Source organism: Natronorubrum halobium, from assembly GCF_051351675.1.
In the GTDB taxonomy this organism is placed as follows: domain Archaea; phylum Halobacteriota; class Halobacteria; order Halobacteriales; family Natrialbaceae; genus Natronorubrum.
Map to the genome: position 1 here is coordinate 4,126,544 of NZ_CP195595.1, position 22,972 is coordinate 4,149,515.

Annotated in this window: 19 protein-coding genes; 8 read left to right on the top strand and 11 right to left on the bottom strand. The window is 65.9% G+C overall.

Translation table 11 applies throughout. The features are described from left to right. Positions 1-99: 99 nt before the first annotated feature. On the bottom strand, positions 100-627 hold the full coding sequence (locus ACSFC7_RS20635; RefSeq protein WP_436344686.1) for a winged helix-turn-helix transcriptional regulator: 528 nt from the start codon (positions 625-627) through the stop codon (positions 100-102). A gap of 231 nt (positions 628-858) precedes the next feature. On the opposite strand from ACSFC7_RS20635, the gene ACSFC7_RS20640 reads away from it, so the two are divergent. Further along, complete coding sequence (locus ACSFC7_RS20640; protein ID WP_436344687.1) at positions 859-1,227, top strand: DUF7471 family protein; 369 nt, start codon at positions 859-861, stop codon at positions 1,225-1,227. Positions 1,228-1,461: 234 nt separating this feature from the next. On the opposite strand, the gene ribB is transcribed toward ACSFC7_RS20640, so the two are convergent. From ribB to glpK, 8 genes are all read right to left on the bottom strand, one after another. Continuing rightward, positions 1,462-2,175: a 3,4-dihydroxy-2-butanone-4-phosphate synthase gene (gene ribB, locus ACSFC7_RS20645; RefSeq protein WP_436344688.1), complete on the bottom strand. Its 714-nt coding sequence runs from the start codon at positions 2,173-2,175 to the stop codon at positions 1,462-1,464. Then, positions 2,172-2,879 (bottom strand): DUF120 domain-containing protein, encoded by a 708-nt coding sequence (locus ACSFC7_RS20650; RefSeq protein WP_436344689.1) that lies wholly within the window; start codon positions 2,877-2,879, stop codon positions 2,172-2,174. Before ACSFC7_RS20650 ends, ribB begins: the two co-directional genes overlap by 4 nt. A 204-nt stretch (positions 2,880-3,083) precedes the next feature. Further along, positions 3,084-4,118, bottom strand: a complete 1,035-nt coding sequence (gene twy1 / locus ACSFC7_RS20655; protein WP_436344690.1) for a 4-demethylwyosine synthase TYW1 — start codon at positions 4,116-4,118, stop codon at positions 3,084-3,086. Between the two features lie 93 nt (positions 4,119-4,211). Further along, positions 4,212-5,441: an outer membrane protein assembly factor BamB family protein gene (locus tag ACSFC7_RS20660; RefSeq protein ID WP_436344691.1), complete on the bottom strand. Its 1,230-nt coding sequence runs from the start codon at positions 5,439-5,441 to the stop codon at positions 4,212-4,214. Between the two features lie 81 nt (positions 5,442-5,522). After that, on the bottom strand, positions 5,523-5,807 hold the full coding sequence (locus ACSFC7_RS20665; RefSeq protein WP_436344692.1) for a hypothetical protein: 285 nt from the start codon (positions 5,805-5,807) through the stop codon (positions 5,523-5,525). 91 nt (positions 5,808-5,898) lie between these two features. Continuing rightward, on the bottom strand, positions 5,899-6,582 hold the full coding sequence (locus ACSFC7_RS20670) for an HAD-IIB family hydrolase (RefSeq protein ID WP_436344693.1): 684 nt from the start codon (positions 6,580-6,582) through the stop codon (positions 5,899-5,901). A gap of 280 nt (positions 6,583-6,862) precedes the next feature. Then, positions 6,863-7,999: a hypothetical protein gene (locus ACSFC7_RS20675; RefSeq protein WP_436344694.1), complete on the bottom strand. Its 1,137-nt coding sequence runs from the start codon at positions 7,997-7,999 to the stop codon at positions 6,863-6,865. Next, positions 7,996-9,543 carry a glycerol kinase GlpK gene (gene glpK, locus ACSFC7_RS20680; protein ID WP_436344695.1) on the bottom strand — a complete coding sequence of 516 codons (1,548 nt, stop codon included), beginning with the start codon at positions 9,541-9,543 and terminating at the stop codon, positions 7,996-7,998. Before glpK ends, ACSFC7_RS20675 begins: the two co-directional genes overlap by 4 nt. Positions 9,544-9,847: 304 nt before the next feature. Here glpK and glpA point away from each other — a divergent pair, with 304 nt between their 5' ends. The 4 genes from glpA to ACSFC7_RS20700 all read left to right on the top strand — a co-directional run bounded on the left by glpA (position 9,848) and on the right by ACSFC7_RS20700 (position 15,512). After that, positions 9,848-11,563 carry an anaerobic glycerol-3-phosphate dehydrogenase subunit GlpA gene (glpA, locus tag ACSFC7_RS20685; protein ID WP_436344696.1) on the top strand — a complete coding sequence of 572 codons (1,716 nt, stop codon included), beginning with the start codon at positions 9,848-9,850 and terminating at the stop codon, positions 11,561-11,563. Position 11,564: 1 nt separating this feature from the next. Beyond that, complete coding sequence (gene glpB / locus ACSFC7_RS20690; RefSeq protein WP_436344697.1) at positions 11,565-12,875, top strand: glycerol-3-phosphate dehydrogenase subunit GlpB; 1,311 nt, start codon at positions 11,565-11,567, stop codon at positions 12,873-12,875. 79 nt (positions 12,876-12,954) lie between these two features. After that, positions 12,955-14,298: an anaerobic glycerol-3-phosphate dehydrogenase subunit C gene (locus ACSFC7_RS20695; protein WP_436344698.1), complete on the top strand. Its 1,344-nt coding sequence runs from the start codon at positions 12,955-12,957 to the stop codon at positions 14,296-14,298. Positions 14,299-14,300: 2 nt separating this feature from the next. Beyond that, positions 14,301-15,512 (top strand): Cdc6/Cdc18 family protein, encoded by a 1,212-nt coding sequence (locus ACSFC7_RS20700; protein ID WP_436344699.1) that lies wholly within the window; start codon positions 14,301-14,303, stop codon positions 15,510-15,512. A 6-nt stretch (positions 15,513-15,518) separates the two neighbouring features. Here ACSFC7_RS20700 and ACSFC7_RS20705 read toward each other — a convergent pair whose 3' ends face one another. Beyond that, positions 15,519-16,445 (bottom strand): DUF368 domain-containing protein, encoded by a 927-nt coding sequence (locus tag ACSFC7_RS20705; protein ID WP_436344700.1) that lies wholly within the window; start codon positions 16,443-16,445, stop codon positions 15,519-15,521. Between the two features lie 164 nt (positions 16,446-16,609). After that, the gene (locus tag ACSFC7_RS20710) at positions 16,610-19,540 is read right to left on the bottom strand and encodes an oligosaccharyl transferase, archaeosortase A system-associated (protein WP_436344701.1); all 2,931 of its coding nucleotides are present in this window, start codon (positions 19,538-19,540) and stop codon (positions 16,610-16,612) included. A gap of 138 nt (positions 19,541-19,678) precedes the next feature. Between ACSFC7_RS20710 and aglG the strand changes: the two genes are divergently transcribed. From aglG to ACSFC7_RS20725, 3 genes are read left to right on the top strand one after another with little or no spacing between them, the layout of a single operon-like run. Further along, positions 19,679-20,599 carry a glucosyl-dolichyl phosphate glucuronosyltransferase gene (aglG, locus tag ACSFC7_RS20715; RefSeq protein ID WP_436344702.1) on the top strand — a complete coding sequence of 307 codons (921 nt, stop codon included), beginning with the start codon at positions 19,679-19,681 and terminating at the stop codon, positions 20,597-20,599. Then, complete coding sequence (locus ACSFC7_RS20720) at positions 20,596-21,591, top strand: glycosyltransferase (protein WP_436344703.1); 996 nt, start codon at positions 20,596-20,598, stop codon at positions 21,589-21,591. Before aglG ends, ACSFC7_RS20720 begins: the two co-directional genes overlap by 4 nt. Before the next feature lie 21 nt (positions 21,592-21,612). Beyond that, complete coding sequence (locus ACSFC7_RS20725) at positions 21,613-22,971, top strand: sulfatase (protein ID WP_436344704.1); 1,359 nt, start codon at positions 21,613-21,615, stop codon at positions 22,969-22,971. The last annotated feature ends 1 nt before the right edge of the window (position 22,972 follow it).

The window sequence follows — 22,972 nt, forward strand, 5'->3', positions numbered from 1 at the left end:
CGTCGAAATAGCGTGTCACGGCAGGGATCTGTCTCCGGGAGTGATAGACGGGTTCCACCGCTCACGGAATCGTCGGGAGGCTCGAACGGTGGCCGTCGATCACCGCGATTCGGACGCGTTTTCGAGCAGGCCGTCGACCAGACGTGTGAACCGATCGACCAGCCGGTCCGGAACCGTCGGCGTGACCTCGGAGAGCAGCGGCGCAGTTCGCTCCGGGTTCGCGAGCGCGAGCGTGACGTGATTGCGCTCGTCGTAGCGTTTGTCGACGATGTCGCGTTCGACCAGGTGGTCGAGGTGGTACTCGAGCGTGCTGCGAGCGATGTCGAGGTCGTCCGCGACCGTGGCCGGCCGACACGGCTCGTGTTCGATCAGGTAGACGACGATCTCGCGGACGGTTTCACGACGGAACAGCGCCAGCGCACCGCGTTCCCACTCGTCGTACTGCGGCGGGTAGTAGTGGGTCTGCCCGTAGCACTCTTCGCGGACGAGTTCGCCGGCGTCGATCAGCCGACGGACGTGATACTGAATCTGTCCCGGCGCGTACGCCGACTCCCTGACGAGTTCGTTGAAGTGAATACCGGCGTTCGCCCGGACCTGCGCCCTGATCTGTCGTCGAGTGTCGCTCATTGGAATCGGTCTGTGTCCGTGATTTCGACGCTCGTGTGACCGAGAGTCGACTGCTACCACCAGCTAGCGCTGCCGTCTTGATAACGGCTTTTGATCGTTCCCGACGGCTGGGAACGGCTTCGAACCCGTTCGCCGACTCGAGGCAAACGGGCCCACGAGATTCGTCTGCGAGAGTCGGAGGGAGATGACCGAAGCACATAGGTAGCTCACATGCCATGTAGGGTCGTGTAGATGGATCACACCAGTCCCTTCGACATCCCGTGGCTGGATCCGCAACTGGCCCCGGTGTTGCTCGCCGTGCTCGTCCTCGCCGTCATCGGGACGACGGTCCTCTTTTGCTGTGGCATCGTCGCATATTCGCGACGGCGATCGACGCGCTACCTGTTGATCACGGTCGTTCTCGGGCTGCTCGCCACGCGCTCCGTTATCGGACTCGGAACCGCGTTCGGACTGGTTCCGATGACGATCCACCACCTCGTCGAACACGGGTTCGACTTCACGATCGCCGTGCTCGTCCTCTATGCCGTCTACCGAAGCGGTCCAGCGAACGACACAGACGCGGAGGATGAACGGACATCTCACGGCTCCGGTGGGGACTGACTGTCGATGGATTTCGTAGCCGAACCGCCCGAGAACGTGACGCATGACTTTCGGCAATCGACCGCCGAATTACGGGAGTCGTCGAGAAAAACCGCGTCGTGGCTAAGCGGTTGCAATCACAGCAGACTCTCACAGCTTCTCTCGAGCGGGCAATCGCCGCACGAGGGGGTGTGAGGCGTGCAGAGGCCGCCGCGCAATCCAGCGAGTGAATCGAATTCGACGGGAGGTGATCTGCTATCCGAGTCGCTCGAGGACCTCGCTGCCCTCGAGATAGCTGAACCCGTGGCGATCCGCGTAGGCGCGGGCGTCGACGGGGGTCAACGCCTCGCCGGTTTCGTCGTCTAGCATCTCACAGACGACGACGGCGGGCGAGAGGTCGGCCGCTTCGGCGAGCGCCACGCCGAGTTCGGTGTGGCCCTCGCGCTGGTCGACGAGGTCGGGTGCGGCTTTCAGCAGGTGGACGTGGCCGGGGACGCGGAACTCCGCGGCGAAGTCGGTCTCCTCGGGTGCGCTGGCAGCCTCGCCCAGCGCCCGAATCGTCAGCGATCGATCGTTGTCCGTGATGCCGGTGTAGGTGTCTCGGTGGTTGACCGTCAGCGAGAACGACGAGCGCTCGTCGTAGCCGAGTTCGTGGTCGCCGCTCGCGGGATGGTCGACTTCGTCGGTGTAAAAGGGCAGATCGAACGTCTCGGCGAGTTCGTGCCCGAGGGCGACGCAGACGAGGCCGCCGGCGTCGTTTCGCAGGCGAGCGACGGCTTCCGGCGTGACGCTATCCGCGTGGTAGATGATGTCCGTCTCGCCCTCGCGGTCGGCCGCGTCGTGGACGAGAATCGGCTCTCCCGCTCGCAGCGAGTCGAGCGCGTCCTCGACGGGGTCGGTCGTTCCCGCCGGACTCGTCCCGTCGTCCGCGCTCGCGTTCGATCGCGTGCCGGCGTGGTGGCCCGTCATCGGCGATCACCCACGTAGACCGTGACGTGATCCTCGTCCTCGAGGGCGAGTTCCTCCCGCAGTTTATCCGGCGCGATGACCTCGAGCTGGTCCTCGTCGTGGTGGGTCCGTTCGGGCGCGATGATGTGGGCGTCCTCGTAGCGGTCGCCCTCGGCCGTCTCGATCGTCGCTCGGTGACAGACCGCTGGGCCGTAGGTCCGCTCGTCGTCCTCCCAGCCGTCGATCGGAACCGGCTCGAGCGAGGCGATGGCGCTGCGTCGCCGAACGCTGTCCTCGCGCAGGTCGACGTTCAGCGTGCCGGGGAACGGCTCGTAGCCGAGGCGCTCCTCGAACTGGCGTTTGTAGCCCGGCAGGGAGATGTAGTGGCGGCCCTCACCCATCCCGCTGGTGACGGTGCCGTCGAGTTCGATCTCGGAGTCCGTCTCGAAGATGCGACGGTAGTCCTCGTACTCGGCGTGAAGCGTGTGTTCGCCGTCGTCGGTGATCGCCACCCACTGACCGTCGCTGACCGTATCGCGCTCGAGTAATCCGGCGCTCTCGAGGCGCTGGAGTCGCCGCGAGGCGGTCTGATTCGACGCGTCCAGTCGATCCGCGAGGTGAGAACAGGAGATCTTGACGTCGCCCTCGAGTCCGCCCTCGAGTGCGAGCAGTTTGAGCACGGCGAGTTCGTCGTGCCCGACGGCGGACTCAGCTGACACTGACATACCGAAGGCTATGGGACACCACCCTAAAAGCATACCGAATGTGGCATGCGTAACAAAACTGTGATGCGGTTGGCGAGCGTTTATCGCCGGTATCACTCCGTTGGTGAGTCGGGGCAAAAAGCCACCGGTGACTCCCGACGAAGTGGCGCAGTATTTGGCCCAGTATTCGAGCAGTAGGGAGTTAGGGGCCAGTCGAGGGGTGTCTCAGTCTCCGGTGACCGGATCGCGCTCCCAGAACTCGCTGTCCTTCTTCAGTTTCGGGACCCAGGTGTCTTTGGTCTTCGAGAGGAGCGCGACGCGCGAGGCCGGCACGTCCTTTACTTCCGTAAACTCGGGCATGTACTCCCCGATCCGCTCGGTGAAGTCGACGACCTCCTCGTGGTCGGGCATCGCCGTGCGGTCGAGTCGGCCCCGCGAGTGGCCGACGTGCATGTACGCCTTCATCTCGATGAAGTCGGGGTCGGCCTGCTGGTAGAACCCGGCGTACCAGTCGGGGTGGTGCATGTTTTCGCCCTTGACGAGCGTCGTCCGGAGCACCGTACGGGTCTCGTCTTTCTCGGCGAGGACGTCCATCGTCTCGAGTAGCTTCTCCCAGGCGTCGTCTTCCATCGCGCCGACGACCTCGTCGAAGGTGTGGCGTTCGGGGGCGTCGACGCTGACGTACAGTTGCGTGGGATCACACTCTCGGAGTACCTCGGGACGGGTACCGTTGGAGACGAGGAACGTCGTGATATCGCGGTCGTGGAACGCGTCGATGAGTTCCGGCAGGTAGGGGTAGAGCGACGGTTCGCCGTCCAGGGAGATCGCGACGTGACGGGGCTCCATCGACTGCTCGAAGACTTCGCGCGGGACCTCGTCGTTGCCGCCGAAGCCCGAGAGGAGCCGCTTTTGCAGTTTGAGCGAGGCGTCGACGACGGCTTCGGGATCGTCCCACTCGACGTCGTCCATCTCGTAGGAGTGGCCCTGGTGGTCGCGCCAACAGAAGACGCAGCGCTCGTTACACCGGACGACGGGCGTCATCTGGATACACCGGTGGGACTCGATGCCGTAGTAGATGTTCTTGTAACACTTGCCCTCGCCGCGCAGGGCGTTGGCCGTCCAGCCGCAGGTCTGGGCGGCCGTGTGGTTCTCGCTGTGGTAGTCCGGACTCGAGACCTGCATCGGACCGCCGTCGTCGTCGCCCTCGTCGGTGTCGGCGTCGGTCCCAGCGTCGACGCCCGACTCGGCGGAGTTACTCATGTTGCCCACGCTTGAACGGGGACAGTCAAAAGGTGTGTGGTGTCGTGCGTCGGTGTCGGATCGCGAGTTGTGAGCCGAGCGCCCAGGCCCAGGCTACTCGAGGACGACGACGCCTTCCCTCGTCCCGAAGACGACGACATCGTCGACGAGCGCGAGGGGGTGACCCGTGAAGGCGCCGACCGTCTCGTGCTCCCAGCGGACGGCTCCCGTCTCGGCCTCGAGGGCGAACAGGTGACCGGTCTCGCTCGCCGGTTGGGTGGGGTTGCCACCGCCCGCGTAGATCGTCCCGTCGGCGACTGCGGGCGGTCCGACCGGTTCGGGAACGGTCGTTTCCCAGATCGATTCGCCGGTATCCGGCTTCAGCGCCGCCACGGTGCTCTCGTCGAGCGCGTCCGATCCGTTGTTGTAGCCGGTGACCAACAGCCGATCCTCGAGAATCGCGGGCGTTTGCACTGCCGGCTCGAACGGCCGCTGCCAGACGAGTCCGCTCCGCTTCAGGGACCGAACCGGCGTTGGCTCTGAACCATCGGCCCGCCCGCCGAGTGCGATAGTTCCGTCGACGATAGCGGTTGCTGTCGGCACCGTGTGCGAATCGAGGCCGTCAAACGAGATGGACAGCCGTTCCGTCGGGCGGCCCGAACCGTTCGGGCCGAGGATGCGATGTGCGCTCGGCGTCGTCCAGTGGAGTTCCCTGTCGGCGACGGCGAGCGTTTCCCCTCCCCCGTAGCCGTCGCCGTCGACGGACCACCGGTGCTCGCCGGTATCGGCGTGGACGCCGTGTAGGTCTCCGTTGCCGGTGTAGTAGACCGTCCCGTCGACCTCGAGAAACGCCTGTAGCGGACTGGAATCGGCCGGTTCGTGTCGCCACACCGGGTCGCCCGTCTCGGCGTCTCGGGCGATCAGTTCCTCCAAGTTGGCGGTGTAACAGCGTCCGTCGACGACGGTGACGAAGGACGCTTCCCCGTCGTCGGCCCAGCGCAGATCGCCGTCCTCGAGTCGGCGGGCTTCGACCCCGTCGCGACCGCCGACGAAGACGACCCCGTCGAAGACGGCGATACTGAGGACGGAACCGCAATCACCAGCACTCCAGCGTTCGCTCGGTTCGTCCCGTGGCGGCCGGGCCGTCGGCGAGACGATATCGTTGTCGAAAGAGCGGGTCGAACGAATCCACTCGCCCCTCCCCGGTCGGTACGAGGGAGAGACCCGCCGGTCGGCCGGTGACGTGTCCTCGTCGTCGCTATCGCGGCCGAGCAGATCCGTACAGCCAGCGACGCCGCTGGCGACGGCGACGCCGAGGAACGCCCGGCGACTGACGGTGGGCATGCAGTCCGGTGTTCTCAGAACGAAATAATATTTGTTGCGGTGTCATTTTCGAGAACGCCGTCGTCGAGCGACGAATCCGACCTACTCGGGCAACTCGCCCGGATGGGCCGGTTCGTCGTCCTCGTTGGTCACTTCGCGCTCGAAGCCGTACAGCACCAGGCCGGTATTCGCCGTCATGATGACGCCGGTCGTCGGGGCGGACGTGAACAGGAACAGCGCTGCTCCGACGGCGACGGCACCCCCCGAGAAGGCGGCCCACAGCAGCGGCCTCGAGACCTCGTTACGCGTCGCGTCACGGTAGGTCCAGGCGAAGAGTCCGGGCGCCACCACGAGGCCGAAGACGGCGACGAGGGTGTCGACTACCATACGTGGAGGTTGGACGGTCGGAAGAAAAGCGTTCTGTGTGTCGCATCCGGCCGTGGGTCGGTCCGCCGGTAGGATCTCCGCGGGCTGGCGATCACGCGGACCCACGGACCCGCTCGAGCACGGCCAACGTCCCATCGGCGTGAACCTCCTCGAGCACCTCGTCGGCCGCTGCTTTCGCCGTCTCGTCGGCGTTCGCCACGGCAAAACTCCGGCCGACGGCTCGGAACGTCGAAACGTCGTTGACCGAGTCGCCCACGGCGACGGCCGCCCCGAGGTCGATACCGACGCGGTCGGCGATCGTCTCGAGACCGTCGCCCTTGTTCGAATTCGTGTCCTTGACGTGGTAAGCGTAGCCGGTGTCGATCACCTCGAGGCCGTGTTTCGCGGCGATCTCGCGCAGCGGGCCGACGGGCTGCTCTAAGTTGACCGCGATCTCGGTCTCGCGCCACCGGTTGACGGTGTTCTCCGGCCCCCACCCGGACGAGTAGCCGGCGGCGCGGTAGTCCTCGAGGACGGCCTGAGCGGCCTCGCGGTCGGCGGTGAAGAAGACGTCGTCGCCGGTGTAGACGACGCCGCCGTTCTCCGCGACGACGAGTTCCGGAACGGCCATAAAGTGACAGAGCGCGACGGGATAGGGGAACGCCTTCCCGGTCGCGATCACGACGGGAGCCTCCCAGTTGCGGATGGGATCAAAGACGCGCGGATCGATACCCCACCCTTCGGGACGGGTGAGCGTGCCGTCGATGTCGAGGACCAGCGGCGGATCGGCTGTCATGGGAGGAGATCCGGTATCCGTCGCCTAAAGCGGACGGATATCCCGTCCGGGCTAACTGCGTGTGGAAGTCGCCGCGACGCTGGCAGATCCGAGATACTGACGGATCCGCGATACTGGTGGATACGCGATATTGGCGGAGAGGCGGCAGGGGTATCGACGACGGGAGTGGTACTCGAACAGCGTCCGGTGGTGCACTCGAGTGTCAACGGCGGCGCGGCTACTCGAGTTCGACGAGACGATCAAAAAATCGAAGTCGGTAGTTGACGCGCCGTAGAGCCGCTCAGAGCGTCGGGACCCACACCGTCTCGGGGAACACGCCCGCGAAGTACAGGAGCGCGATGACGAGCGTCCCGAAGACGATCGCCGCCGCGGGTGGGTCCACGTGGGTGTCGCCGTGGGCGTAGAAGACGCGCTGGAACAGTTCGCCGAACAGCGCGCAGATCACGCCGAAGACGAGCGCGACGATCAACGCACCCGACTGGCCGAGGCCGGCGATAACGGCGTCTCCGCTCGCCATCACGGCCAGCGCGGCCGTCCCGGCGGGCAGCGTGATGTGGTGGGTCACCGGAACCTTCTCGATGCCGAGGTTGAGGAACAGCAGCGACGCCGCGCTGACTCCGAACGCGAGGAACGGACTCTGCGTCGCGATGGCGATCCAGCCACCCAGAATGCCGGCAAACGCACCGAGGGTCGCGACGTGGCCCCACTTGTACTGGTGGGGGAGCCACGGTTCGACGGCGAACCGGCCCGACGGGGCGGCCGCCTCGCCGGAAACGTCGTCGTCTTTCTCGGGCGTGATGACTTCACCACCCTCGACGCTGTGATCCGATGAGGGTTCCGAATCGGCCACTCGCTCACCGCCGTCCGTCGAGGTGCGGCGTTCCTCCCGTTCAAACGGACTCATGTCGAGGATGCCGCTCCCGCGGACCTTGCCGATGATGCTGTAACCCAGAATGAGTCGGTGGAAGATCGCCGACAGCACGACACCCATCGCGATGGGGTCGTACGGTAGCGCGAGTACGTCGGAGGCGACCTGCAGCCACCAACCGAGCAGACCGAAGGCCGCGCCGACGAGGAGTACATCGGGTTTGGTTCCGAGCGCCTGCGCGATGTTCTTCGCCTGGTGATAGTCCCATTCGAAGCCCTCCATATACCCCTTCTTCGCGGCGTAGGCCGTCGCAGCCACACCGCCGGCGAAACTGACCGCCGGGGAGAACGCCGGTCCGAAGGCGACCTGCCCGGTGATCGCACCGCTGTCGGCGTCGACGAGGACGGCCGACTCGCCGGCGATCACCATGAAGCCGGTGAAGACGAACGCCGGCAGCGGGCCGAACGCCGCGCCGAAGGCACCGCCGCCGAGCGCGGCGATGATCTCCGGGAGACTCGAGAGCGCGTCGACGAGTTCGCTCGTCGTCATTCGTCACCACCGCCGTCCCGGGCCCAGTCGAGCGACCGCTCGACGGCGTCCTGCCAGCGGCCGTACTGCTCGTCAGCCTGATCGCCGTCCATCTCGGGTTCGAACTCGCGGTCGATCTGCCAGTTGTCGCGCAGGCTGTCGACGTCGCTCCAGTAGCCGACGGCCAGTCCGGCCGCGTACGCCGAGCCGAGTGCCGTCGTCTCGTCGACGACCGGGCGAACGATCTCCGAGCCGATGATGTCCGACTGGAGCTGACAGAGGTAGTTGTTCTTGACCGCGCCGCCGTCGACCTTCAGACTCGTCATCTCGATGCCCGAGTCGGCCTCCATCGCTTCGGCGACGTCGCGCGTCTGGTAGGCGATCGACTCGAGCGTCGCCCGGACGACGTGTTCCTTGCGCGTGCCGCGAGTCATCCCGACGATGGTACCGCGTGCGCGCTGGTCCCAGTGGGGGGCACCGAGGCCCGTGAAGGCCGGCACGACGTAGACGCCGTCCGTCGAGTCGACGCTGCGGGCGAGTTCGGCCGTCTCCGCCGGATCGTCGATCAGCGTCAGATCCTCGAGCCACTCGATCGCGGCGCCGGTGATGAAGATCGAGCCCTCCAGCGCGTACTGAACGTCCTCGCCCGAGCGCTGGAAGCCGATGGTCGTCAACAGGCCGTGGTCGCTCTCGACGGCCTCGTTGCCGGTGTTCATCAGGAAGAACGAGCCCGTGCCGTAGGTGTTCTTCGCGTCGCCGGCGTCGAAACAGGTCTGGCCGAACAGGGCCGCCTGCTGGTCGCCGAGCGCGCCCGCGACGGGGATCTCGGCCTCGAGGAAGCCCTCCGGGTCGGTCGCGCCGTAGGTGTCGTCGTCGCTGGACGGGCGGACCTCGGGGAGCATCGCTTTCGGAAAGTCGAACTCCGCCAGCAGGTCGTCGTCCCACTCGAGGTCGTGGATGTTGTAGAGCATCGTCCTCGAGGCGTTCGTGACCTCGGTGATGTGATTGCCCGTGAGGTTGTAGATCAGCCACGTGTCGATGGTACCGAAGAGCACTTCGCCTTTCTCCGCCCGGTCGCGGATGTCCTCGGGACGCGAGCGCTCGAGTTTGATCGGATCGGCGTTGTCGAGCAGCCACTCCGCTTTCGTCGCGGAGAAGTAGGCGTCGGCCTCGAGGCCGGTCTTTTCACGGATCGTTCCGACCAGGCCGTCTTCTTCGAGCTGTTCGACGCGGTCGGTCGTTCGTCGGTCCTGCCAGACGATGGCGTTGTGAACCGGCCGCCCGGAGTCGGCGTCCCACAGCAGCGTCGTTTCGCGCTGGTTGGTCACGCCGATGGCCTCGAGCTGGTCGGGACTGATGCCCGCCTGTCCGAGCGCCTGCGTGATGACGCTCTTCGTGTTCTCCCAGATCTCCGTCGGGTCGTGTTCGACCCAGCCGGGTTCCGGATAAATCTGTTCGTGTTTTTCGTACGCGTTCGCGACGACCTGTCCACCGTGATCGAATACGATGAAACGCGTCCCGGTCGTTCCTTGATCTACCGCACCGACGTAGGTATTGTCTGTCACTGGTAGTCACCCCTTAGGCTGTCCACGCGAGTTTACTGATGGTCGCGTGATACTGGTAAACAATATCCACTATCATTATAAATGTTACTACAAACATAATATTACATTCATAATTTCCCCATCACGCCGGGTTTTCTTGCTTCTCTGCGACACAACTGGCCGATGGTTCGGGGTTTTCCGAGCGTTTTTGACTGGAAACCAACGCTTTCTCGTGTTACTACCTATCACATTCTAACAGATGTTATGGCCGTTGGTCGACCGTCGATAAAATAAAGAGTAGGGGGACCTAGGTACGAACGAAGGGATGGCAGACCACACCGAGGTTCTCGTTCTCGGGGGCGGTTCGACGGGCTGTGGTATCGCCAGGGATCTGGCGATGCGCGGGCTCGACGTAACCCTCGTCGAACGAGGAAACCTAACGGACGGGACGACTGGCCGCATGCACGGCCTCTTACACAGCGGTGGGCGGTACGCCGTGTCGGATCAGGCCAGTGCGACCGAGTGTATCGAAGAGAACGAGATCCTCCGGGATATCGCGGGTCACTGCGTCGAACTGACGGGTGGCCTGTTCGTCCAGCGACCGGAGGACTCGGACGAGTACTTCCGGGAGAAACTCGAGGGCTGTCGCGAGTGCGGGATTCCCGCGCGCGTCCTCTCGGGCCGGGAAGCCCGCGAGGTCGAACCGTACCTCGCAAAGGACGTCGAACGCGCGATCGAGGTTCCCGACGGCGCGGTCGACCCGTTCCGACTCTGCGTCGCGAACGCGCTCGACGCCGAGAATCACGGCGCACGCGTCGAGACCCACGCCGAAGTGGTGGACCTCCTGCGCGACGGCGACGACATCTACGGCGTCGAAGTGCGCCACGAATCGGGGCCGGGGAAACGAACGCACAACGCCGCCGGGACCACCGAGGAGATTACCGCCGAGTACGTCGTCAACGCGACGGGCGCGTGGGCCGGACAGATCGGCGCGATGGCCGACCTCGACGTCGAGGTCCGACCGTCGAAGGGCGTCATGACGATCATGAACGTCCGGCAGGTCGACACCGTGGTCAACCGCTGCCGACCGAAAGGCGACGCCGACATCATCGTCCCCCACGAGACGACGGCGATCCTCGGCACGACGGACGAGGAGGTCTCGGATCCGGACGACTACCCCGAGGAGCAGTGGGAGGTCGACCAGATGATCGACACCCTCTCGGAGCTCGTTCCGATCCTCGAGGAGGCCCGCACCATTCGCTCGTTCTGGGGCGTTCGACCGCTGTACGAACCGCCGGGAACCGGCACCCAGGACCCCACGGACATCACGCGGGACTTCTTCCTGCTCGATCACGACGACCGCGACGGTGTCACGGGGATGTCCAGCATCGTCGGCGGCAAGTTCACGACCTACCGCGCGATGGCCGAGGAAATATCGGACCACGTCTGCGACAAGCTGGGCGTGAACGCCTCCTGTGCGACGGCCGACGAACCGCTACCCGGCAGCGAGAATATCGAGACCCTCGAGCGAGGGATGGACGACTTCGGTCTCCGCTCGCCGGTCGCCCGTCGAAGCACGCAACGACTCGGGAGTCGGGCGAGCGACGTGCTCGGAACGGACGAAGCGAACCCCGTCATCTGCCAGTGTGAGGGCGTGACGCGCGCGGAAGTCCAGGATGCGATCTCCCAGTCGGGATCGGACCTGAACGCGGTCCGCATCCGCACGCGCGCCTCGATGGGCAACTGTCAGGGCGGCTTTTGCTGCGCGAACATGGCCAACGAACTCCACCCCGAGTACGACGAGGCGACGGTCCGCGCGTCGCTCGACGAACTCTTCCAGGAGCGCTGGAAGGGCGAACGCCACGCCCTCTGGGGGGAACAGCTCTCGCAGGCGATGCTCAACTACGCGCTACACGCGACGACGATGAACCGGGATCGGGATCCGGCGAACGCGGACGACCCGGACGCACTCGAGTACGAGGCCTTCGATACCGGCCGTCCGGCGGCGGAAATGCGTGCGGACGGCGGAGGTGATCGCTGAGATGGCGATCGAAGACGACGTGCTCGTCATCGGTGGCGGACTCGCCGGCGCGAGCGCGGCGCTCGCGGCCGCAGAGCGGGACGTCCGAGTTCGACTCGTCACGTACAAGCAGAGCACGCTCCGGCACGCGAGCGGACTGATCGACGTGATCGGATACACGCCGGACGGGGAGGGACCGCTGGTCGATCCGTTCGAGGCGCTCCCCGACCTTCCCGAGGGCCACCCCTACGAACGCGTCGGGAGCGAGGCCGTCCGCGAGGCGCTCGCGTTCTTCGACGAGATCGCTGGCGAGACGTACGCGGGGTCGCACACGGAGGCGAACGCGCTCGTTCCGACCCACGGCGGCACCGTCAAGCCGACCGCGCGATACCCCGTCTCGACGGCCGCCGGACTGGCGAGCGACGCTCGAGACACCTTACTCGTCGGCTTCGAGACCCTGCCGGACTTCGAGGCCCCGCTGGCCGCGGACCACCTCGAGGCCGCCGGCGCGCCGTTTTCGGCTCGCGGCGTCACCGTCTCGTTCCCCGGCATCGTCCGGGACGACGCGAAGGTGACGCGGTACGCCCACCTGCTCGATCACGACGAATCGGTGGCGACGGGCGACGGAGAGACCGGCGCACGAAACGCGCTCGCGACGACCGTTTACGAGCACCTCGAGGACGAGTCCCGCGTCGGATTCCCCGCAATTCTGGGCGACGATCACGCCGACGAGGTTCGGGCAGCCCTCGAGGACGCACTCGGCGTCGACGTCTTCGAGGTCCCGATGGGGCCGCCGAGTCTGCCGGGGATGCGACTCGAGGATCTGTTGTACAACGCGCTCGAGGAGGCCGGCGTCCGGATGACGTCGGGCGTTCCCGTGGTCGAGTACGAGACTGCGGCCGAGGGGGAAACGGACTCGAGCGACGGCGACCGGATCGATCACGTCGTCGTCGACCGAAACGGAACGATGGTTCCCCACCGCGCCGATCAGTACGTCCTCGCGACGGGCGGACTGGTCGGCAAGGGCGTCCGCTCCGAGCGCGAGCGCGTGTTCGAGCCGCTATTCGATTGCTACGTCCCCCACGCTTCGGACCGCTACGACTGGTTCGTCGACGACGTCTTCGGCGAACAGCCCTACGCGCGCTTCGGTCTCGCACCCGACCGCGAGCTCCGGCCGCTCGACGCGGACGACGAGCCGGAGTTTTCGAACCTGCGAGCGGCCGGTGCCGTACTGGGGGGCTACGACTTCGCGGCCGAGAAGTCCGGTGCCGGCGTCTCCCTCGCGACGGGGTACGTCGCGGGGACGCGGGCCGGAACGGAGGCGGAGCGATGAGCGCGACCGACTCGCGACCGGCGCTCCGACCGCGCGACTCGAGCGATACCGACCGACCGACTGTGGTGATCTCGATTTTATGAGCGACGCAGAACGACCGACCGACGACCACGTACCGGGCGACGACGAGTTCGAACCGATTCAGGTCTTCCCCGAGGCGGAAGAGATGGACCTCCGGCCGGGCGCGGACAACTGTTACAAGTGCTCGACCTGCGACACCAACTGTCCCGTCGCCGAGGTCGACGACGAGTTCCCCGGACCGAAGTTCCAGGGACCCGAGCAGTGGCGTCTCAAGCGCCAGGACGACCACGACATCGACGACTCGGTGATGAAGTGTTCGAACTGCATGCGCTGTGACAGCGCCTGCCCCTCCGAGGTCCCGCTCTCGCAGATGCACAACACGGCGCGTGCGGAGTACGTCGAGGAGAACATGAGCAAACTCTCCCGGGAGTACTGGCGCAACCGGATGCTCGCGAACTACCGACAACTCGCGCCGCTGGCGGCGACGTTCCCGCGGACGGCAAACTTCGTGATGGGACTCTCCGTGACGAAGTGGCTGGGCGAGAAGACGCTCGGAATCACGAGCGAGCGGGATTTCCCCGAGTTCGCGACCGAGACGTTTCGGGAGTGGTGGACCAAGCGAGGTGGCGCGCAAGTCGAAAACCCCGACAAGCGCATCGCCTACTTCCACGGCTGCTACTCGAACTACAACACCCCCGAAGTCGGGAAGGCGCTGGTCCGCGTCTACGAACACTTCGGCTACGAGATCATGGTCCCCGATCAGTCCTGTTCGGGGACACCGATGTTCGCCAACGGGATGCTCGAGGACGCCCGTCGGGCCGCCGAGACCAACGTCCGCGAACTCGCCGCGGCCATCGAGGACGGCGCCGATATCGTCGCCTCCTGTAGCTCCTGTTCGATGTCGCTGCGCCAGGAGTATCCCGAACTGTTCGATTTCGAGAACACCGAAACGGTGGCCGAGAACACCTGGGACGCCGTCGAGTATCTCCGGGTTCACGAGGATCTCGAGGGCGAACTCGAGGGCACCTCGGTCGAGGGCGAGGACGTCGCCTACCACGCACCGTGTCATTCACGTAACCAGGGCCTCGATGGACAGACGATCGAAGTGGTGGGAGCAATCGAGGGCATCGACGCCCACGACGTCGGCGATTCCTGTTCGGGGATCTCCGGCACGTACGGCTGGAAGGAAGAGAACTACGAGACGTCGATGAAGATCGGCGAGGAGATGTTCGACCACATGGAAGAGTCGGCGGCCGAGACCGGGCTCACGGAGTGTCCGACCTGTTCGATGCAGATGGGCCACGGCACCGGCTACGAGATCAAGCACACGCTCGAAGTGCTCGAGTCGGCACTCCTCGGCACGCCGCTCGAGTCGAACGACCGCGGGACACGGGAGGCATAGGGATGGATCTGGACGAACGCATCGCTCGGCGACGATCAGCGCGACAGGGACGGACGGTCGTCGTCGACCGGAACCACCTCAGCCCGGTCGTCCACCGGCCGGATCCGGTGGGCCGCGGTCCCGTTCTGGAACAGTTGCTCGACGAACTCGAGCCGGTGTTCGACGGTGAGTTGCCGTCACCGGTCGCGGTAGTCGGGCCGACGGGCTCGGGAACGTCCGCCATCGTCACCGCGCTGTTCGACGCGTTGAACGACCGCCTCAGCGAGTCGACGCAAGCGATCGGCACGACGACGCGTGCGGGAAGCACCGAACCGGTGACGTGGTTCGTCTACGTCGACGCGCGACGCGTCGGGAGCGCCTTCGCCTTCTACCGGGCGGTTCTATCGGTGGTTTCGACCGATCCCGTCCCCGAGAGCGGCGTCGGAACCGGCGAGTTGCGCGAACGGTTGGGTGAGCGAGTCGCCCGACCGGACCGCCGCGCGGTCGTCGCGATCGACCATCACGACGAGCCCGAGACGCTCTCCTACGGCCGGGTCTGCGAACTGCTCGAGCCGGTCGCCGACAGCGTGTCGACCGTCGCCGTGGGCCAGCGCGTCCCCGACGGCTGGTCGGACGACAACCCCACCGTTCCCGTGCCGGCGTACCGCCACCACGAACTCGTCGACGTGATCACCGACCGCGCCTCGACGGGCCTCGCCGCCGGCGTCCTCGACCACGAACCGATTCGCGAGGTGGCGATGTGGGCCGACGGCAACGCGCACGACGCGCTCGCGGCCCTGTTCGGCGCCGCCGTCCTCGCGACCGAGGACGGCAGCGAACGGATCGAGGACGACCACCTCGAGACGGCTCGAGCCGACGTTCCCGACGACGGCGTCCACCTGGATCGGGTGCTCGCGCTCTCGGAAACGCGCCAGCGGGTACTGCTGGACCTCGTCGCCGTCGACTCGGCCGAGCGTCCCATCCGCGAGGTCGCGGCGGAGATCGCCGACCGCTCCTCGCTGACCGCGGGGACGGTCAAACGGTTCCTCTACGAACTCGCGGATCGAGGCGTCATCGAACGGGTTCCCCTCCCCGCGAACGGAAGCGGGCGGCGTCCCAGTGCCGTCGTTCCGCGGTTTCCGACGATCGCGTTCCGGGCGCTGGGCCCGGCCAGAGACGAACCCGGCGTCGACGACGAAACTAGCGACGCGACCGCAACCGACGAGCCGAGCTAACCCGAGTCAGTACTCGAGGTCGTCGGTATACCGATCGACGAGCAAGACGGAACCCGCGCCGACGACACCGGCGACAACGGCGATAGTCGGCGTTCCGAAGGCCGTCTCACCGAGATTCCCGACCACTTCTTCGACCGGCAATCGGAGCGCGCCGACCATCAGACTCACCAGAAAGGCGAGCGTCGCGGCCCGGTAGTGCTCGAGGGCGTAGCCCACCGCGTGCGCCATCGTGAACAGCCCGATAACTGCGCCGACGCCGAAAACGGCGACGATGGTACCCGCGTCGAGCACGGGCGAGAGCGCGTCGCCGGTGAGCAGCCCGAGCATCCCGTCGACGAACTCGCTCAACACGCCGGTCATGTACTCGTACTGGCCGAGAATCAGGAGGAAGAACGCCCCCGAGACGCCCGGCAGCACCATCGCACAGATCGCAACCGCGCCGGCGGCGAAGACCATGAGCGGACCGTGGGACGCGCCACTCGCGGTCACCCCCGTCACCAGAAAGGCGATTACGATTGCGACGGCCGAAATGAGGAGTCGTCCCGGCGTCCACGATTCGACGTCGCCGTAGAGGACGACCGCCGACGCGGCGATCAACCCGAAGAAGAAGCTGTACGTCGGCACCGGGTACGACGTCGCCGCGGCGTGCATCACCCGCGAGAGGATCACGATCGCCGTCGCGACGCCCAACCCGAGTGCGATCAGGAACGGAATGTCCATTCGGTCGACTGCCGATCGAAGCTCCGCTCGAGCCTCGGGCTCGTGAATACGCAACGCGGGCCGAACGGCCCGCGGATCGATCGCCGTGATCGCCTGAATCATTCGATCGTAGATACCCACGATCAGTGCGATCGTCCCGCCCGAGACGCCCGGGACGACGTCGGCCGCACCCATCGAGAAGCCCTTGAGATAGATGACGAGAAGCTCCCGCATTGATCGAGGATATTCCGGACGGGTGCAAAAGCCTTCTTACTCTTGTAGGCGCCTGCATCGAGCCAGCGGCTCCGTTGGACGATGCGTTCCGGCGGTATCGTACAGCAAAATCCGCTCGAGCGTCTCCGAACGGTCCGTGAGTGGAGGGAGGGTTCGAGAAGCGATTACTCGTCTTCAGTCTCGGCGCCGTCGTCTCCGTCGGCGCCGTCAGTTTCGTTGTCGTCGGTTTCGTTCCCGTCGGTTTCGTCTGCGTCATCGTTCTCGCCGTCAGCACCCTCCTCGTCCCCGTCTGCGTCATCGTTCTCGTCTGTGTCGTTCGCGTCCGGGTCTTCGAGTTCGACCTGCTCGAGGTCGACGGTGACGGAGTCACCCTGGACGACTGCGGTCTCGGAGACCTCGGTCTGTCCTTCGAACCCGTCTTCGCCCGGTTCGCCGATGGTCACGTCGTACTCGCCGTCGAGCGCCTCGACGCTGCTGTTCGTGTAGCCGTCGTCGACGCCGAGTTCGTCGTTAGTGGCGTACGGGACGGTCAGTTCGAAGCTGCCGTCGTCTTCGACGTCGGCCGTCTGCTCGTAGGTGAACGTTCGCCCGGGTTCGGTCTCGAGTTCGACTTCCGCCGTCACCGTCGCGTCGTCCGCGAGTACGTTCTCCTCGTCGTCGACCTGTCCGGTGATCGTCGCCCCTTCGACGCGCTCGTAGGTTTTGACCGTCGAGACGACCTCGGCGTCCCACATCGGGGCCCCACCGATACCCTGGTAGATCTCGTCGTTTGCGCGGGCCTCCTCGAGTTCGGCGGCGTACGTCTCGGCGTTCTCACTCCAACCCGTGTCGATGCCGAGTCGCGAGAACTCGAGCGAGTAGTGCGGCCTGAGACTCTGGCCGATCTGCATCGCCCCGACGAACGCGTAGTCGTCGTTCTCGTGGACCAGCCGGTAGTGTTCCATCCCATCCGCATCGTCGTGATACAGCGAGGCCATCGTCGTGTTGTAGTAGTTCTCGTTCGGTGCCGGGAGCCCCTGCTCGCCGCCGCCGACCTGGTAGTCGGTCGTGCCGTAGTAGTGTTCGTAGTCGGGCCCCGTCCACTGGGAGATCGCGCTGAACTTCCCGCCGGCCATCTCGTGATCGATCATCACGTACCGCATCTCCTCGTGGGTCGCGTCTTCGGCCATGGACTCGAGTTCCGCGTCCGTCTGATCGCTGGGCGATTCGCCCGCGGCGATCGCATCGAGGATCAGTTCGGCGCGTTCCTCCGAGTCGGCGGTCAGGTACGCCGACGAGGAGACGGCGTTCTGCTGGAACGGGTTCGAGTGCGGGATGCGTTCGGCTTGCGTCGTTATCAGGTGGCCGTAGTCCCACCACGACATCACGCCGTAGGCGCCTTCGGGGTACTCGTACCCGTCGTCTGGATCGTACGTGCCGTAGTAGTCGAGTTCGTCCGCGTTGTCCGCACCGCCCCAGTTACCCGGCTCGGGTGTGTTCCCCGCGAGCCAGTGGTTCGCTTCCTGCCAGGTCATCGCTCCGCCGGACGGACCGGTGTTTTGTCCGCGCTCCCACGTCGTCGTGTCGTCGGCCGCCATCGGCGGCAGCAGCGGCGCGAACAGGAGTACGACGACCAGCAAGAGGACGATAACCTGGTACGTCTCGATCCCGCGGAGAGAGTCGAGTCCCGGCCGAATATCAAGGTCGAAGAGACGAATCACGTCCGCGACGAAGACGGCGTTGACGACCGCCACTGCGACGGCGAGGTAGTACATGAAGCGGACCTGCGTCGCGGCCATGCTGATCATGAACAGCGCCCAGACGACGATCAGCGTGTACTCGGCACGGAGTTCGCGGCCGAGGAACGGCCGCGCCACGAGGAGCGCGAGGCCTGCGAGCATCGTGTAGAAGGCGGCACCGAACTCGTCGAAGGCGCGACCCGTGAAGTCGTCCGGCGGCTGGGCTTCCGAGATGGTGAGCGCCCCCGTGCTCGGATCGAGCGGAAGCAGTCGGCCGGTCACGTTCCCGACCAGGGTACTGTACAGTTCGGGTATCGCGAGCCACATGACGAGCATCGAGGCGCCGATAATGCCGACGATCGCGACGGGGTAGTACCGGCGATCGAAACCGCGCGCGTTCCAGGTTCGCGCGAGCCAGGCCATGAAGAGGCAGCCGCCGGCCACGAGGAGCGCGGTCAGCGGTTGGACGTAGCCGAAACTCGAGACGCTGAACCCGGGGTCTTCGATCAAGACCGTCGAGACGACCGCAGTCACGCCGAGACTGATCGCACCGACGAAGGCGACGTGATCCGGGGAGATGCCGCGGAGGTAGTCGAGAGAGAGCTGGACGACGAAGAAGACGCCGAAGATGCCGATCAGGACGACGGCCGACGGCCACACCCAGATGTAGAACGAGAGTGCGAGTCCAGCCAGGACGCTGTAGATTGCGGGCTCGCGAAGCGCGTCGCGGTCCCGATCGGCGACCAGTTCGTAGATCGGCTGCTCCCGTTCGGCCACGCGAACGGCGACCATCATCGCGAGGACGGCGATCGCCATGAACAGCGCCTCACCGACGTGGTGGTCGAGTTGACCCACGAGCGATCGCGAGAAGAACGAACCAGGCGTCAATGCGAGGACGACTATCGAGACGATTCCGCCGATCGTCCCGCCGAGCCGACGCCCCATGTAGAATACGGGGATCGCGACCAGCGCGGCCATCGCCGGGATCGAGAGCAACGCGACGGTGTACAGGGTTTCCGGCGACGGATCGCCGAGTCCGACGATCATCGCGACGGTGACGATGAGCTGATCGAAGAGCGTGCCGAACTGACCGACCTGATTCCCGTCCGGGAACCCCGTCCAGACCTCGTACGGCATCGTCCGCGGGTAGTTCTCGCTCGTCCACTGTATCGTTCGCCAGTGGTACCAGGAGTCGACGCCCGCCAGCGCCGGCGTCCCGTCGTCGGTGACGAACCGATCGTACGATTGGGTTCGCACCCAGAACATAAACAGCATCACCGCCCCGATGATCGGGAGGTGATACCAGTCGGCCCACGACTCGAGGACGGACGAGGACGTCTCGCCCCCTTCCTCGACGTGTTCGGTATCCGTACTCATTAGGTTCCACCAGTGCCAAGCCAAGAATAAGCCTTGTCATCTGTTCGCGTCCTTTTCATGTACCGATCGGCGACAGTCACCGAGCGATAGTCGTTTTCTCCACAACACTGACGGCGGAAGCGATGGTACGTACGCTCGATGGACGTCTCGGTCGTACTCTGCACGTACTCCCTCGATACGTACGACGACTTCCGTGAAGCCGCGACGAGTGTCCTCGAGCAGACGTACGGCGAGGTCGAACTCGTCGTCGTCGTCGACGGCGTCGAGGCCGTCTACGAGCGCGTGCTCGAGGACTTCGGCGGGCGTGACGACGTCGTCGTCCACTGTAACGACGAGAACCGCGGGCTGCTGGCGAGCCGCAATCGCGGCGTCGAACTCGCGAGCGGCGACGTGGTGGCGTTTCTCGACGACGACGCCGTCGCCGACGAGGCGTGGCTCGAGTCGCTCGTCGACGCTTACGACGAGGAGAACGCGATCGCGGCGGGCGGGAAGATGACGCCGCGATGGGTCGCCGGAGAGCCGGACTTCCTCCCCGAGGAGTTCTACTGGCTCGTCGGGGTGACCCACCGCGGCTTCGCCGACGGGGAAGGAGAGGTGCGGAACACGTTCGGCTCGAACATCTCCTTTCGTCGCGACGTGTTCCAAACCCTCGGCGGTTTCGATACGAACATCGGCGGTCGAAAGGGCGACAGGAACCTGCAGGGAGGGGAGACCGAACTGTGCGCGCGGATGCAACGCGAGTACGGTCGCGGCGTCTGGTACGTCCCCGACGCCGCGGTCGAGCACAAGGTCTTCGAGTACCGAACGGACCCGACGTGGCTGCTCGAGCGGGCGTTCTGGCAGGGCTACTCGAAGCGGGCGATGGAGACGCTCGTGCCGGACTCGAGCGACGAGGAGAGCGAGTTCCTCGGGAAACTCCTCTTCGACTCGGTTCCCGAACGAACCCGCGGCCTCGTGACCGCCCCGCACGCGGGACGGGCGACGCAGTTGCTCGCACTGTTCGTCTTCACCGCCGTCGTCGGGTTCGGCTACCTGTACGGACTCGCCCGGTACCGATGACCGCCGCGAACGCCCCGCCGTCGGTGCTCTGGCTCACCCCCGACAAACCGGCGGACATCAGCGTCGGCCGCCAGCGGATCGCCGACCACCTCTCGAGCGAGGGCGTCGACGTCACCGTCCGCGGAACCACGCCGAAGACGGTGTTACGATCGCTTCGGGAGCGCGAGCGGTACGACGTCGTCGTCGGGACGACGCGCGCGGGCGCCATCGCCGGAGCGGTCCTGAAACTCGCGACCGGGACGCCGCTGGTCGTCGACCACGTCGATCCGATCAGACAGTTCGAGGAGACCAATCCGCGCTGGCTCGCCGAAATCGTCCGCCGCCTCGAGAACGCTGCGTTCCGCGTCGCGGACCACGTCCTGTACGTCTACGCCGAGGAACGAGCGCGCGTCAGTCGCCTCGCGTCCGCGACGAAGACGGATCTCGGCGTCGAGTTCGATCGGTTCGCGAATCCCTCGCCGGAGGCGCTCTCGAGGGCCGAGTCGTCGCTCGACGCGGACGGTGCGGAGCGCGTCGCGATCTACGTGGGCGGACTCGAGCCGATCTACCGCATCCGGGAACTGCTCGCCGCGGCGACGGCACTCGAGGAGGACTGGACGCTCGTCGTCCTCGGTGCGGGGTCGCTCTCGGACCTCGTCGAGCGAACGGCGGCGTCCCACGACAACGTGGTCTTTCCCGGGACGGTCCCGCACGAGGACGTGCCGGGCTACCTCCGCGCCGCCGACGTCGGCGTCTGTCTGGTCGACGACCCGCACACGCTGAAGGTCCTCGAGTACGGGGCGGCGGGACTGCCGACCGTGCAGGTTCGCGGTCGCGCCGAGGATCGGTTCGACGGACTCGTCGAGTTCTGCGACCTGACGCCGGAGGGTATCGCCCGCGCCGTCGAGCGCGCCGCGAGGACGGACCCGGGCCCGCTCCGGTCGTTCGCTCGGGACTTCGACTGGGCGGAGATCGCCGAAACGTATAAGAAAGCCATCACAACCGTGAAATGATGCGACATTGCAGTTGTCCGCATGGACGATATCCTGTTCGTGACCGTCGACTCCCTCCGCGCGGATCACGTCGGCTGGCACGACTACGCCCGGGACACGACGCCGAATCTGGACGACCTCGCAGATCGCGGACATACCTGTACCAACGCGTTCGCCCACGCCTGCAGCACTCGTCCCTCGTTCCCGTCGATTCTCACGTCGTCGTACGCGCTCATGTACGGCGGCTACGAGCGGATCTCCGAGGACCGAACGCTGCTATCGGAAGCGTTCGACGACGCCGGCTACCGGACGGCCGGGTTTCACTCGAATCTATACCTGAGCGCCGATTTCGGGTACGACCGCGGGTTCGACGAGTTCTACGACTCGAAGACGGATCCGTCGGCGACCGCGCGGCTTCGGCAGTTCGTCAAGGACCAACTCGACTCGGACGGCCTGCTCTACCAGACGCTCGCGCAGGCGTTCGAGACCGCCGAGCAAACCGCCGGCGTGAACGTCGGGTCGGCGTACGTCAGCGCCGACGAGATTACCGACCGCGCGCTGGAGTGGGCGAACTCCGTCGAAGGCGACGGTCCGCGATTTATGTGGGTCCACTACATGGACGTCCACCACCCTTACGTCCCCCCCGAGCGCCATCAGCGCGCCTTTCGGGACGAGCCGATCGGCGACCGGCGGGCGATCAAACTGCGCCGGAAGATGATCGAGTCGCCAGACGAGGTTACCCGGGATGAACTCGAGGACATCGTGGACCTCTACGACGCGGAGATCCGGTTCACCGACGAGCAGATCGGTCGCCTGGTCGAGACCGTCCGGGACTCGTGGGACGGCGCCACGGTGACGGTCACGGCCGACCACGGCGAGGAGTTCCTCGACCACGGCCAGTTCAGCCACTACGCGACCTTCTACGACGAGGTGCTCCACGTCCCGCTGCTGTACGACGACGGCTCAGGCGACGGCGGGGAGCACGACGACCTCGTCGGCCTCCTCGACGTCGCGCCGACGCTGGTCGACGGCGCGGGGCTCGAGCAGCCGCCGACCTTCCGCGGGGAGAGTCTGCACGCGCTGTTCGACGGCGACGGGTGGTCCCGAGAGCACGTCGTCGGCGACTGGGAGAACACGAATTCGGGAGAGCGACGCTTCTCCTACCGCGACCGCGAGTGGAAGTACATCCGCACCGGCGACGGCGAGGAACTGTACGATCTGACGGCCGACCCCGACGAACGGGAGAACCTCGTCGACGCCGAACCCGAGCCCCTCGAGCACGCGCGGACCGTGATCGACGAGCACGAACGGGCGGTCGAGGAGACCGCGACGGACCTCGGCGAGGTCGAGATGCAAGAGGAGGTCAAGGAACGACTGCGCGACCTCGGCTATCAGGAGTGAG

What these genes read in the sequence shown, in the direction of transcription:
- ACSFC7_RS20635 (WP_436344686.1), bottom strand. Translation starts at nt 627, where the DNA reads ATGAGCGACACTCGACGACAGATCAGGGCGCAGGTCCGGGCGAACGCC.
- ACSFC7_RS20640 (WP_436344687.1), top strand. Translation starts at nt 859, where the DNA reads ATGGATCACACCAGTCCCTTCGACATCCCGTGGCTGGATCCGCAACTG.
- ribB (WP_436344688.1), bottom strand. Translation starts at nt 2,175, where the DNA reads ATGACGGGCCACCACGCCGGCACGCGATCGAACGCGAGCGCGGACGAC.
- ACSFC7_RS20650 (WP_436344689.1), bottom strand. Translation starts at nt 2,879, where the DNA reads ATGTCAGTGTCAGCTGAGTCCGCCGTCGGGCACGACGAACTCGCCGTG.
- twy1 (WP_436344690.1), bottom strand. Translation starts at nt 4,118, where the DNA reads ATGAGTAACTCCGCCGAGTCGGGCGTCGACGCTGGGACCGACGCCGAC.
- ACSFC7_RS20660 (WP_436344691.1), bottom strand. Translation starts at nt 5,441, where the DNA reads ATGCCCACCGTCAGTCGCCGGGCGTTCCTCGGCGTCGCCGTCGCCAGC.
- ACSFC7_RS20665 (WP_436344692.1), bottom strand. Translation starts at nt 5,807, where the DNA reads ATGGTAGTCGACACCCTCGTCGCCGTCTTCGGCCTCGTGGTGGCGCCC.
- ACSFC7_RS20670 (WP_436344693.1), bottom strand. Translation starts at nt 6,582, where the DNA reads ATGACAGCCGATCCGCCGCTGGTCCTCGACATCGACGGCACGCTCACC.
- ACSFC7_RS20675 (WP_436344694.1), bottom strand. Translation starts at nt 7,999, where the DNA reads ATGACGACGAGCGAACTCGTCGACGCGCTCTCGAGTCTCCCGGAGATC.
- glpA (WP_436344696.1), top strand. Translation starts at nt 9,848, where the DNA reads ATGGCAGACCACACCGAGGTTCTCGTTCTCGGGGGCGGTTCGACGGGC.
- glpB (WP_436344697.1), top strand. Translation starts at nt 11,565, where the DNA reads ATGGCGATCGAAGACGACGTGCTCGTCATCGGTGGCGGACTCGCCGGC.
- ACSFC7_RS20695 (WP_436344698.1), top strand. Translation starts at nt 12,955, where the DNA reads ATGAGCGACGCAGAACGACCGACCGACGACCACGTACCGGGCGACGAC.
- ACSFC7_RS20700 (WP_436344699.1), top strand. Translation starts at nt 14,301, where the DNA reads ATGGATCTGGACGAACGCATCGCTCGGCGACGATCAGCGCGACAGGGA.
- ACSFC7_RS20705 (WP_436344700.1), bottom strand. Translation starts at nt 16,445, where the DNA reads ATGCGGGAGCTTCTCGTCATCTATCTCAAGGGCTTCTCGATGGGTGCG.
- ACSFC7_RS20710 (WP_436344701.1), bottom strand. Translation starts at nt 19,540, where the DNA reads ATGAGTACGGATACCGAACACGTCGAGGAAGGGGGCGAGACGTCCTCG.
- aglG (WP_436344702.1), top strand. Translation starts at nt 19,679, where the DNA reads ATGGACGTCTCGGTCGTACTCTGCACGTACTCCCTCGATACGTACGAC.
- ACSFC7_RS20720 (WP_436344703.1), top strand. Translation starts at nt 20,596, where the DNA reads ATGACCGCCGCGAACGCCCCGCCGTCGGTGCTCTGGCTCACCCCCGAC.
- ACSFC7_RS20725 (WP_436344704.1), top strand. Translation starts at nt 21,613, where the DNA reads ATGGACGATATCCTGTTCGTGACCGTCGACTCCCTCCGCGCGGATCAC.